Source organism: Brachybacterium sp. EE-P12, assembly GCF_003711805.1.
Classification (GTDB): domain Bacteria; phylum Actinomycetota; class Actinomycetes; order Actinomycetales; family Dermabacteraceae; genus Brachybacterium.
The window spans coordinates 481,875-494,195 of the sequence record NZ_QXCP01000009.1 but is presented as its reverse complement, the minus strand read 5'-3'; the positions used below and the strand labels follow the sequence as shown (position 1 = coordinate 494,195).

At 72.4% G+C, this 12,321-nt stretch carries 9 protein-coding genes; all 9 read right to left on the bottom strand.

Annotated elements, in window-relative coordinates; genetic code table 11:
- Nucleotides 1–25 precede the first annotated feature (25 nt).
- The 9 genes from D1648_RS14550 to D1648_RS14510 all read right to left on the bottom strand — a co-directional run bounded on the left by D1648_RS14550 (nucleotide 26) and on the right by D1648_RS14510 (nucleotide 12,254).
- A complete protein-coding gene (locus tag D1648_RS14550) occupies nucleotides 26–1,213 on the bottom strand; it encodes a DNA polymerase III subunit delta' (RefSeq protein WP_241155525.1) in 1,188 nt (395 codons plus the stop codon).
- Between the two features lie 5 nt (nucleotides 1,214–1,218).
- On the bottom strand, nucleotides 1,219–1,995 hold the full coding sequence (gene tmk / locus D1648_RS14545; RefSeq protein WP_122943107.1) for a dTMP kinase: 777 nt from the start codon (nucleotides 1,993–1,995) through the stop codon (nucleotides 1,219–1,221).
- Nucleotides 1,992–3,065 carry a Gfo/Idh/MocA family protein gene (locus D1648_RS14540; RefSeq protein WP_122943105.1) on the bottom strand — a complete coding sequence of 358 codons (1,074 nt, stop codon included), beginning with the start codon at nucleotides 3,063–3,065 and terminating at the stop codon, nucleotides 1,992–1,994. Before D1648_RS14540 ends, tmk begins: the two co-directional genes overlap by 4 nt.
- Before the next feature lie 101 nt (nucleotides 3,066–3,166).
- Nucleotides 3,167–4,018, bottom strand: a complete 852-nt coding sequence (locus tag D1648_RS14535; protein ID WP_241155512.1) for a carbohydrate ABC transporter permease — start codon at nucleotides 4,016–4,018, stop codon at nucleotides 3,167–3,169.
- Nucleotides 4,019–4,026: 8 nt separating this feature from the next.
- Nucleotides 4,027–5,190, bottom strand: coding sequence for a carbohydrate ABC transporter permease (locus tag D1648_RS14530; RefSeq protein ID WP_122943100.1), 1,164 nt, complete (start codon nucleotides 5,188–5,190; stop codon nucleotides 4,027–4,029).
- Nucleotides 5,178–6,524 carry an ABC transporter substrate-binding protein gene (locus D1648_RS14525; protein ID WP_122943098.1) on the bottom strand — a complete coding sequence of 449 codons (1,347 nt, stop codon included), beginning with the start codon at nucleotides 6,522–6,524 and terminating at the stop codon, nucleotides 5,178–5,180. Before D1648_RS14525 ends, D1648_RS14530 begins: the two co-directional genes overlap by 13 nt.
- A 315-nt stretch (nucleotides 6,525–6,839) precedes the next feature.
- Nucleotides 6,840–9,542 carry a type I DNA topoisomerase gene (topA, locus tag D1648_RS14520; RefSeq protein WP_122943096.1) on the bottom strand — a complete coding sequence of 901 codons (2,703 nt, stop codon included), beginning with the start codon at nucleotides 9,540–9,542 and terminating at the stop codon, nucleotides 6,840–6,842.
- 103 nt (nucleotides 9,543–9,645) lie between these two features.
- Complete coding sequence (locus D1648_RS14515) at nucleotides 9,646–10,656, bottom strand: phosphatase PAP2 family protein (RefSeq protein ID WP_241155511.1); 1,011 nt, start codon at nucleotides 10,654–10,656, stop codon at nucleotides 9,646–9,648.
- Entirely contained in the window at nucleotides 10,653–12,254 is a 1,602-nt protein-coding gene (locus tag D1648_RS14510) for a methyltransferase (protein WP_122943093.1), read from the bottom strand. The genes D1648_RS14515 and D1648_RS14510 overlap by 4 nt, the downstream gene beginning before the upstream one ends.
- Nucleotides 12,255–12,321: the final 67 nt, after the last annotated feature.

Below are 12,321 nucleotides of genomic sequence, written 5' to 3'. Positions count from 1 at the left end.
CGGCCCCGGGGCGCGGCGCGGGGCGTCAGCGCTGGGAGACGGCGATCCGGGTGAGCAGCGCCTCGACGGCGAGCAGCGGCGGCACGTTGCCGGCGATCCTCTCCCGCGCCTCCTGCACCGCCTCCAGCAGCGACAGGGTGATCCGGCCCGTGCCCTGCGCCGCGGCCTGCTCGATCTCGCCCGTCACGTCGACGTTCACGAGCTCCGCGCCCGTACCCAGCTGACGGCTGAGCACATCGCGCAGCACCGAGTGCGCATCGAGCAGATACCGGTCCAGCACGTCCCGGACCAGACGCGTCTGGCGCCGCTTCGCGTCCTCCTCGAGCTGACGCACCTGCGAGCGCAGCGACGGCGGCACCTTCCCGTCGTCGATCCCGGCCGAGCGCAGGAAGCGCGCCTTCTCCTCGAGCGCGACCTGGTCGGCGTGCTCCTTCGCCTCGGCCGTCGCCCGCTCCACCAGGGCCTGGGCGGCGAGGACCGCCTCCCCGGCGCCGCGCAGCCCCAGCAGCGTGCGCGCGGACTCCACCCGCGCGGCGAGAGCACCCTCCTGCGTCGCGTAGCGCAGCGCGAGACCGATATGACCCTGCGCGGCGCGCGCTGACCGCAGGGCGAGGTCCTCCTCGACGCCGTCGCGTCGGCGCAGCAGCTCGGCGACCACGTCGGAGCCGGGCACCGACAGGGTCACCAGCCGGCAGCGGGAGCGGATCGTGGGGGCGAGGTCCTCCGCAGAGGGGGCGCACAGCATCCACACGGTCGCCGGAGGCGGCTCCTCGATCGACTTCAGCAGCACGTTGAAGGTGCCGGCGCTCATCCGGTCCGCGTCCTCGACCACGAGCACCCGGTGCCGCCCCGTCGCGGGGGCGCGCTGCGCGGTCATCACCAGCGAGCGCACCTCCTCCTTCGCGATGGAGAGCTTGTCCGTCGCGACCACGGTGACATCCGGGTGCGTGCCGGCCAGCGAGGTGCGGCAGGCGCGGCACTGCCCGCACCCGGTGCCGTGGTCGCACTGGAGCATCGCTGCGAAGGCGCGCGCGGCCGTCGACCGGCCGGAGCCGGGCGGGCCCGTGATCAGCCACGCCTGGGCCAGCGAGCCGCCCGGCGAGGCGGCACGACGGAACTGCGCGACCGCCGCGTCCTGGCCCACGACATCCGCCCACACGCCCGGCGCGGAGGGCGCCGGCTGACCGGGCTGCCCGCTCAGATCGGTCTGCACCGTGCTCACTGCTCGTCCCGGTGGCGCGGCGGGGGCGCCGGCTCGAAGGTCGGGTCGAACAGGCTCAGCACCTCGGAGACGGCGGCGAGCACCGCGGCATGGACCTCCTCGCGAGGCAGGGTCCCGTCGATCACCGCGAAGCGCTCGGGGTCGGCGCGCGCGAGCTCGAGGAACTCCTCGCGCACCGCCTCGTGGAACTCGAGACCGGCCCGCTCGAGCCGGTCCCGGCCGGTCTCGTCCCGGCGCTCGTCCAGGGCGCTGGTGGGCACGTCCAGCAGGATCGTGCGATGGGGGAGGAGCCCGCCGACCGCCCACAGCGACAGGGCCGCGATCTCATCGGACTCCAGCTCCCGCCCCGCACCCTGATAGGCGACGGAGGAGTCGAGGAAGCGGTCCCCGAGCACGAGGCCGCCGCGTGCGAGATGAGGCCGCACGACGGTGGCGATGTGGTGGGCGCGGTCGGCCGCGTACAGCAGCGCCTCGGCACGGGCATCGACGTGCTCCCCGTGCAGCAGCAGCTCGCGGATGCTCTCCCCGAGCGGGGTGCCGCCCGGCTCGCGGGTGGTGAGCACGAGGTCCTCGTCGACGGAGCGCTCGGTGACCAGATGGTCGTGCAGCATCTTCATCTGGGTGGACTTGCCCGCCCCGTCCCCGCCCTCGAAGGAGATGAACACGCCGCGGCGCGGCGGATGGGTGGCCGGCACGCGCAGCGCCGGCACGCTGAGGGGGCGATCGCCGAGGGGGTGATCGCCGAGAGGGTGGTCCTCCTCGAGCAGGCTCATGCCGCCTCCTCCCCGGGGTAGACCACGCCGAGCGCGGCGCGCACCGCATCCATCGTCTCCATCACGGAGAGGGTGTCCGCCCAGCTCATGATCGGGGACTCGAGGTCCCCGGCGCTGATCCGGCGGGCCGCTTCCGCGATCTCGTAGGCCATCCCGTCCTCGGGCGCGCCCGGATGCTCGAAGCGCGCCGAACGGCCGTCCAGCAGCTCCACGGAGAGGGTGCCCGGGGCGAAGAACGCCCCGGCCAGACGCGCGATGCCCGCGGTGCCGGAGACGAGCGCCTCCGTGGGGGTGCGGGCGCGCAGCGTCGTGCCGAGGCGGGCCGTGCCGCCCCGGGCGCCGCGCGCCAGCAGGCTCGCGCTCGCGTCCACGCCGGTGGGGGACAGCTCGCCGCGCACCGCGAGATCGCCGAGGTCGCCGAGCACCATCTGCGCGAAGGAGATCGGGTACACGCCCAGGTCCAGCAGCGCGCCGCCACCAAGCTCCGGAGCGTTCATGCGGTGAGCGGGATCGGTGGGCATCGCCTGCCCGTGATCGGCCGTGACCTCGACGATCTCGCCGAGCAGCCCGGACTCGAGCACCTGTCGCAGCACGTCCTGCTGCGGCAGGAAGCGCGCCCACATCGCCTCCATCGCGAACACGCCGCGGTCCCGGGCGAGGTCGAGCAGGTCGCGTGCCTGGCCGGTGTTCAGCGTGAACGCCTTCTCCACCAGCACGGGCACGCCGGCCTCGAGCACGGGGCGGGCGAGCGCATGGTGCTGGGCGTGCGGGGAGGCGATGTAGACCGCGTCCAGCCCGCCCGCGGCGAGCATCGCGCCGACGTCGTCGAAGGAGCGCTCCACGCCGTGCTCCGCGGCGAAGGCCGCGGCCCGCTCGGCGGAGCGGGAGACGACGGAGACCACGCGCGAGGCCGTCGCCCGATGCGCGGTCTGCGTGAACTGGGTGCCGATGTGCCCCGGCGAGATCACGCCCCAGCGCAGGCCCGGAGCGCCCGCGGGATCGGGGACGGCGGACTCGGGCAGGACCAGTGCGGGCAGCGCGGCGCCGCGGGTCTCGTCGGTCTGGCTCATGGGGTCCAATCTATCGAGCGTCCCCGACACCACGGGGGTGCCGGGGACGCTGTGGACGGGTTTGCGCCGATGGCTGAATCGGCTCGAGACGCTGCCGTCGCTCAGCCCTTGACAGACCCCGCGGTCATGCCGCGCACCAGGAAGCGCTGCAGGGAGAAGAACACGATCATCGGGATGACCATCGACAGGAAGGCGCCTGCGGTCAGCAGCTCCTCGCCCTGTCCCTGGGTGCCCAGCATCTGCTGCAGGTCCACGATGACCGTCTTGTTCGCCCCGCCGCCCAGGAACAGCTTCGCGATGAGCAGGTCGTTCCACACCCACAGGAACTGCAGGGTGGCGAAGGCGGCGATCGCCGGCATCGACATCGGTGCGGCGAGCCTCCAGAAGGTCTGGAAGTGCGAGGCGCCGTCGATCTTCGCCGACTCGATCACCGAGTTCGGCAGCGTGGCCATGTAGTTGCGCAGCGTGTACACCGCCAGCGGCATCCCGAAGCCGGTGTGCAGCAGCCACACCGCCACGAACTGCCCGTTGATCCCCAGGCCGCGCGGACCGAGCAGGTCCAGCATCGGCTGGAACGCCACCTGGATCGGCACCACCATCACCGCGACGATGAGGATGAACAGGAGCTCGCGGCCCGGGAACCGCATGAAGGTGAACGCGTACGCGGCGAAGGCCGCGAACATGATCGGCAGCACCGTCGCCGGCACCGCCACGATCACCGAGTTCAGCAGCGAGGACCCGGCCGTGGTGGACTCGAAGAGCCGTTCGTAGTTCGCCAGCGTCCAGCCGGCGCCGAAGGGGTTCAGCAGCGCGTCCCACCATCCCGAGGAGGCGACGTCCTCGCGAGCGCGGAACGACGTGACCAGCAGCCCGATCGTCGGGACGGTCCACAGCAGGGCGAGCACCACCATGGTGACGATCGCGAGCAGGGAACGGGGACGGCCATCCTTCATCGTGCCCATCATCGGTTCGCCTCCTGCGCCTTGAAGGACCGCACCTGGTAGATCAGGATCGGGACGATCAGCACCAGCAGCACCACCACGATCGCGGAGGACTCCCCGGCCTGACGTTCCACGAACAGCTTGCGGAAGTACAGGTTGGCGATGACGTCGGTGTTGTCGCGGCCGTTGGTCATCACGTAGATGATGTCGAAGACCTTCAGCACCAGGATCAGCACCGTGATGAACACGGCGAGCAGGGTGGGTCGCACCTGCGGGAAGATGATCTGCCAGAAGATCCGCGCCTCGCCGGCACCGTCCATCCGGCCCGCTTCGATGGTGTCCTCGGGAACGCCCTTGATCGCGGAGCTGATGAGCACCATCGCGAAGCCCGTCTGCAGCCACACCAGGATCACCATGAGCAGCAGCGAGTTCAGCCGCGCCGCGTCGATCTGCAGCCACGCCTGCGGCTCGCCGCCCAGCGCCACCACGATCGCGTTGAGCAGCCCGGTCTGGGAGGCGCCGGGCGGGCGGAACGCGTAGATCAGGCCCCAGATCGTCGAGGCGCCCACGAAGCTGATCGACATCGGCAGGAAGACCATCGACTTCGAGACCCGCTCGCCGGTGGCCGAGAGCTTGTCCGCCAGCACCGCGACCGCGAGGCCGAAGGCGACCGTGATCAGCGGGACGATGAGGATCCACAGGAAGTTGTTCAGCATGGCCTGCCAGAACGCCCCGGAGCCGAAGATCGCCCGATAGTTGTCCAGCCCCACCCAGGCGGTGGAGTCGGCGTTCGCGAAGGAGTACACGATCGTCTGCACCGTCGGGTAGATCAGCATCAGGCCCAGCAGGGCGAGCGCCGGCAGCAGGAAGGCGTAGGGGATCAGCCCCTCGCTGAGCCGTGAGGGGAGCCCCTCGATGATCATGTTCAGGAAGCGGAAGAACACGACTGCGCCGCCGATGCCGAACACAAGGCCCAGAGCGCCGATGAGGAGCTTGGAGTGCAGGAACCACTGCGGGTAGTAGGCGAAGGCGAGGAACGCGTTGCACACCAGCCACACGGTCGCCACCAGCCCGATCGCCCCGAGGATCAGCAGCGCGGGACGGGCGGGGGAGCCCGCCCGTTCGCGCGGCGGGATCGGGGGCGAGTCCGGGGAGCGGGTCTCCGTGGCGGTCACTGCGGCCACCCCGCCTCGATCTCGTCGCACACCTGCTGGGCGCTCTTCGAGCCGTTCAGCCACTCGACCATGCCGGTCCAGAAGCTGCCGCCGCCGACGGCGTTGGGCATGACGTCCGAGCCGTCGTAGCGGAAGACCTCGGCGCTGGAGGCGATCTCCGCGACCCGCCGCGTGGTCTCGTCGGCGTAGTGGGAGGTGTCGAAGGTCTTGTGCGGGCTGAGCCAGCCGCCGGCCTGCGCCCACTCGGCGCCGAAATCCGGGGAGGTCAGGAACTTCATCAGCGCGACCGAGTCGTCGTTGAGGGTGAACAGCGCCGCGAGGTCGCCGCCGCCCAGGATCGGCTGGCCCTCGAATCCGCCCTCCCAGGTGGGCATCGCGAACACCCCGACCTCCTCGTCCATGTTCGCCAGGATGTCCTCCGGGAAGAAGCCGGTGACGAAGTTGCCCTGCCGCACGAACATCGCCCGGGGCGGGTCCTCGAACAGCGGCAGCGGCGCCTCGGAGAAGGGCGTGTTGATGATCGTGGTGGGGCCGCCCAGCACGTTCCCGTCGGTCTTCAGCAGCTCGCCCACGATGTCGAAGACCTCGACGACCTCGGGGGAGTTGAAGGGGATGCGGTGGTGGATCCACTCGTCGTAGACGTCCGGGCCGTGGACCCGGAGCATGAACTCCTCGATCCAGTCGGTGCCCACCCAGCCCGTGGCCTGGTCGGCGTTCCAGCCGTCGGACCACGGGGTGATGCCCGTGTCCTTGATCTCGTCGGCGATCGAGTAGAGCTCCTGCATGGTGGCGGGATCGGTCGCGTACCCGCCCTCCTCGTACGCCTTCTTCGGGTACCAGATGAGGGACTTGCACGCCATTCTCATCGGGGCGCCGTACACGCGGCCCTGGTAGCGGGCCGAGTCGAGGAAGCCCGGGATCAGGGTCGAGTTCAGGGCGTCGTAGTCGAGGAAGGCGTCGATCGCGGTGATGTGCCCCTGCGCAGCGAGGTCGAAGAGGCCGCCCGGCTGGGGGAACAGCGCCACGTCGGGAGCATCCCCGGAGCCCACCCGCTGCTGGATGGTGGTGGTGAAGTCCTGGTCGGGCGTGTACTGGACGGAGATCCCCGTCTCCTCCTCGAAGGGGGCGAGCGAGGCCATGAAGGCCTCCTCCTCCTGACCGCCGAAGGCGCCGAGGACGCTGACGGACCCGGGCCCCGGGACCTCGCCCTCGGTGTACTTCTCGGAGCCGCCTCCGCCGCCGCCGCGGCTGGGATCGGGATTCTGCAGGCATCCGGTCATCCCGACCGCGGCGGCCGCCGCGGTCCCGGCCATGACCGTGCGCCGACTCGGTCGTCGATCCATGAGATCACTCCTTCGTGAGTCCTCTGAGAGCACGTGCGCACACTGTAAGCCAGATCCGCTGGTCGTGGCGTGCCTCGGGTGCCGACGACGCCGCGTCGTGACCCAGGTGCGCGCACTCCTGACCGCTTTCCGCTCGAATACGGACATTTCGGGCATCGAGGGTGCCGGGGTGATCGCGCGACGGGCCCCGCCCTCCGCCGGGAAGCCGACGGACCCCGCCCTCCTCGGCGAGGTGGACGGGGCCCGGTGGTGCCGATGGGTCGACCCCCGGCGAGGGGCGACGACCCGAGATGATCGGGGGCGCGAGGCGCCGGCTCACTTCTTGGCGGCCGTGGACTTCTTCCGCGTGGTGGTGGAGCGCTTGGCGGGGGCCTTCTTCTTCGCGGGGCCCTTCGCGCGCTTCTCCGCGAGCTTCTCGATCGCGACCTGCTCGGTGATCTCCTCGACCTTCTCGGTCGCCCGCAGCGAGACGTTCGTGGTGCCGTCGGTGATGTACGGGCCGAAGCGGCCGTCCTTGATGACGATCGGCTTCTCCGAGGTCGGGTCGGTGCCGAGCTCCTTCAGCGGGGGCTTGGCCGCGGCCCGGCCGCGGGTCTTGGGCTGGGCGTAGATCTTCTCGGCCTCCTCGAGGGTGATCGAGAAGATCTGCTCCTCCGTCTCCAGCGAGCGGGAGTCGGTGCCCTTCTTCATGTACGGGCCGTAGCGGCCGTTCTGGGCGGTGATCTCGGTGCCGTCCGCGGCGGTGCCGACCACGCGCGGCAGGCTCAGCAGCTTCAGCGCGTCCTCGAGGGTGACGGTCGAGAGGTCCATCGACTTCAGCAGCGAGCCGGTGCGGGGCCTGGGCTGCTTGGACTTCGGGACCTTCTTGCCGCCGGTCTCCTCCGGATCGGGAAGCACCTCGGTGACATAGGGGCCGTAGCGGCCGTCCTTGGCGATGATCTCGTGGCCGGTCTCGGGATCGGTGCCGAGCACGCGGCCGTCGTCCTTGGCGCGCTCGAGCAGCTCCTTCGCCTTCTCGACGGTGAGCTCGTCGGGCGCGATCTCGTCGGAGACGTTCGCGCGGCGCGGGTCCGCGCCCTCGACGACGTCGCCGTCCTCGTCGGTCGGGAGCTGCTCGACGTAGGCGCCGTAGCGGCCCACGCGCAGGGTGATCCCCTCGCCGATCTCGATCGAGTTGATCGCGCGGGCGTCGATCTCCCCGAGGTGGTCGACCATGGGCTTCAGCCCGATGGGGCCGTCGGTCCCATCGGAGAGGTAGAAGGAGCGCAGGTAGTCCGCGCGGCCCAGCTCGCCGCGGGCCATGCGGTCCAGCTGAGCCTCCATCTGGGCGGTGAAGTCGTAGTCGATGAACGGTCCGAAGTGCTCCTCGAGCAGACGCACCACAGCGAACGCCGTCCACGAGGGCACCAGCGCCGTGCCGCGGCGCAGCACGTAGCCGCGGTCCTGGATCGTGGCGACCGTCGAGGCGTAGGTCGAGGGGCGGCCGATGCCGCGCTCCTCGAGGGCCCGCACCAGCGAGGCCTCGGTGTACCGCGGGGGAGGGGTGGTGGTGTGGCCGTCCGGCACCAGCTCGCGGGTGGGGAGGGACTGGCCCTCCTCCATCTGCGGCAGGCGCTTGTCCCCGCCCTTGTCGTCGTCCGCGTAGCGGGAGGCGTCGCGCCCCTCCTCGTAGGCGGCGAGGAAGCCGCGGAAGGTGATCACGGTGCCGGAGGCGCGGAAGGTCGCGGTGCGGCCCTCGTTCTCCACCTGCAGCTCGACGGTCGAGGTGGTGCCCTTCGCGTCGGCCATCTGCGAGGCGACGGTGCGCTTCCAGATCAGCTCGTAGAGGCGGAACTCGTCGCCCGAGAGCTGCCCGGCGACGTCCGCGGGGGTGCGGAAGTGGTCGCCGGCGGGGCGGATCGCCTCGTGCGCCTCCTGCGCCGCCTGGGACTTGTTCTGGTAGTAGCGGGGCTTGTCGGGCACGAACCGGGAGCCGTAGAGCTCCGCGGCCTGAGAGCGGGAGGCGCGGATCGCCTCGCCGGAGAGCGTCACCGAGTCGGTGCGCATGTAGGTGATGTAGCCGTTCTCGTACAGCGACTGCGCGACCCGCATCGCCTGGCGCGCGCCGAGACGCAGCTTGCGGCTGGCCTCCTGCTGCAGCGAGGAGGTGGTGAAGGGCGCAGCGGGCCGACGCGTGTACGGCTTGGACTCCAGCGAGGTGACGGTCGCCGGGGTGGCGCCGAGGGTCTCGACGAGCTCGCGGGCGGAGGCCTCGGTCAGCACCGTCGCGCTCTTCGCGCGGGGCTTGAGGGTGCCGTCGTCGGCGAAGTCGCTGCCGGTGGCCACGCGCGCGCCGTCGACGGTGGCGATCTTGGCGGTGAACTGCTCCGCGTCGGGGCCGAAGGTGCCGGTCACGTCCCAGTAGTCGGAGGCCACGAAGGCCATCCGCTCCCGCTCCCGCTCGACCACCAGGCGCGTCGCGACGGACTGCACGCGACCGGCCGACAGGGACGGCTTGATCTTGCGCCACAGCACCGGGGAGAGCTCGAAGCCGACCAGCCGGTCCAGGATGCGCCGCGTCTCCTGCGCGTCGACGAGGCTCGTGTCGAGGTCGCGCGTGTTATCGAGCGCTCCGCGGATCGCGTCCGCGGTGATCTCGTGGAACACCATGCGCTTGACGGGCGTGGACTTCTTGGGCTTGAGGGTCTCCAGCAGGTGCCAGGCGATCGCCTCCCCCTCGCGGTCCTCATCGGTGGCGAGGTAGAGGGTGTCGGCCTCCTTGAGAGCCTTCTTCAGCTCCGCGACGGTCTTCTTCTTGTCGGGGCTGACGATGTAGTACGGGTCGAAGCCGCCCTCGACGTCGACGCCGAACTTCCCGTACGGGCCCTTCTTCATCTCGGCCGGCAGGTCGCGGGGCACGGGGATGTCGCGGATGTGGCCCACCGACGCCTTGACGTCGTACTCATCGCCCAGATACCGGCCGATGGTCCGCGCCTTCGCCGGGGACTCGACGATCACCAGATGCCGTCCGCCTGTCACGTTGCCTGCGTCCTTCCTCGCCGCGTCGCTCGCGGCCCGTCCGTCGCGACCCCGTCGCGGGGCCGTGGATCCACCGTGCGCTCACGCGGCGCTCGGCGAGTGCTCACGGTACACGCTCGGCGGCATCGGCCCGCAGGACCCTCGGCGTGCGCAGCACCATGACCAGAGCCACCCAGGCCGCGGTCGCGCCGGCGATCACGGCGCTCGTGGCGCGGAACGCCGCCTGCTGCAGCGCGCTGTCCGCGAGGTCCAGCGGCAGCGGCAGCCCGGCGAGAGCGACGACCCCGTACAGCAGCCCCGCGGCACCGGCCGCGCCGAGCACCGCCGCGCACGCCGTCTCGAGGTGCGGCGGGCGTGCCGCGGCCCGGCCGGCGTCCCTCCCGCGGCGGCGGCGACCTCGCGCGCCGGGGGAGGCGGCACGGCGCAGCAGCGACCGGGTGCGCAGCCCGTCCAGGCCCAGGACGAGGAAGGTCCAGGTCGCGGTCACGGCGACCGCGCCGAGCACGTCGCTGGGCCGGTGCCAGCCGTTGACGAGCGTGCCGAGACCGACCGCGGTGCTCCACAGCACTCCCAGCGGCGCGATCAGCGGCCGGGCCCGGCCGGAGGCCAGCACGAGCGCGATCATCGCGGTCGCGGCGAGGGTGGTGTGCCCCGAGGGGAAGGAGTTCGCGGTCGGCTCGATGCCGGGGCCGAGCACCTCGCGGCTGAGCAGCAGGTGCTTGACCACCTGGGTGGTGAGGTTCGCGCCGAGCACGAGGGCCGCGAGCGGCACCAGCAGGCCCGGCCGGCGCCGCAGCAGCGCGATCGCCGTCGTCAGCACGAGCAGGGCGATGATCACCGGCATGCTCACCGTCCCCACCGCGAGCTCGGCGAGCTGGGCGAGGCGTCCCTCGTGGCCGCGCGAGCCGGAGAGCGTCAGCTGGTCCAGCCGCTGGCCGCTCGCGGTGCCCACGGCGCTGCGGGCCAGCAGCGCCGTGGCCGCGGCGCACAGCGCCGCGACCAGCAGCGACAGCAGCGGCCGGACGAGGCCGACGGGACGACCCGCGCGGTCGGAGCGATCGGGGCGAGGGCCGCCGGCGGGCAACGGCCCGGCCCCGGTCTCGGGCGCGGTCACAGCGCGACCATCCCGGTGATCGCGAGCTCCCGCACGGCGGGCAGGATCCGGTCGCGGGTCTGCTCCTCGTCGGCGTCGGTCAGCGCGCAGACCGCGGCGACGACCTGGCCGAGGGTGAGGGTGCCGTCGAGCGCGCCGACGGTCGCGGCGAGCGCCTGGTCGGCGCGGACCGTTCGCGCCAGGCCCGCTCCCTGGACGAGCTCGATGAGCAGCGGGTCCCACTGTCCGGGCGTGAGATGGCGGCGCTCGACCACGTCCTCGGCGCGGACGGGGCGGCTCGCCGCCAGCTCCTCGTCCGTCAGCGCGGACACGGACCGCAGCGCCGCGAGGGAGGCGGCGAGGTGCGCGGCCAGCGGTCCGCTGCCGGTGCCCGGCGCCTGCTCGGTGCGCAGCAGTCCGTGGCCGTCGGCGGCGGGGTCGGGGCGGCGCAGCAGCACGTAGCCGAATCCGATCGCCTCCACCTCGCGGGAGGCGAAGTCCTCGAGCCAGGCGCCGACGAGCGCTCCCCAGCGCGCATCGCGAGGGGTGATCCCGCCGTCGCGGGCCCAGGTCGCGGCGTACTCGGCGGGGTCCTCCTGCTCGCGCTGCAGCACCCAGGCGTCGACCCCGGCCTCGCGGGCGGGGGCGAGCCAGGCACGGGGGTGGGTGTCCCAGTCCTCGCCGGCGCCGATCTCCCAGTTGCCGAGCATCACGGCGCTGCCGCCCGGGGCGAGATGCGCGGGGAGCTGCGTGAGCAGCTCGCCGAGCAGGGTGTCGCCGGCGCGGCCGCCGTCGCGGTAGGTCCAGGCGCCGTGCTCGGCGTCGGCCGAGCGCGGGGTGATGACGAAGGGAGGGTTGGAGACGACGAGGTCGAAGCTCTCCCCGGCGACGGGCTCGAGCAGTGAGCCGTGGCGCAGCTCCAGCTCGATCCCGTTCAGCGCCGCGTTGAAGGCCGCGAAGGCGAGCGCCCTCTCGGAGAGATCGGTCGCCACGACGTGCTCGGCATGGCGGGAGGCGTGCAGCGCCTGGATCCCACCGCCGCAGCCGAGGTCGAGCACCCGGCGGACAGGGGAGCGGGGCGTGATCCGCGCCAGGGTCAGGGAGGCCCCACCCACCCCGAGCACGTGCTCGGGGGAGAGCGGGGCGCCGGTCGCGAGCTCGGAGAGGTCCGAGGCGATCCACCAGTCGACGCTCCCGGCGTCGTCCTCGGCGGAGTAGGGGGCGAGGTCCACGAGGGCGCGCACGCAGGGGCCGTCGGCCGGATCCGGGGCGTCGGCCGGGGCGAGGAGCCCGAGGCGCTGCGCCCCCTGGATCCCGAGCGTCGGCAGCGCGGCGGCGACGCGCGCGGCGGGCAGTGCCGCACCGAGGGTGAACAGGTCCAGGAGCGTCGCGGCCGGGTCCTCGCTCGCCGCGAGACGGCGCCGCGCCGGGACGGGGTCCTCACGGCGCAGCGCGGCGGCGGCGACCTCGCCCAGCAGCTCCTCGACGTGCTCGGTGACGTACCGGGCGTCGAGCAGGTCCCTGCGCAGGGCGGAGATCTCCGCGGACAGGACGATCGGGGCGGCCGGTGGGAGGGCCGCGGCGGCGGTCGACGCGGAGGCCGGTGCGGTGTCGGGCATGGCTACGATTGTGCCCCAGCGCGCCGGGACCGATCCGGGGGCGAGGTGCGGAGGATGCGCAGACCCT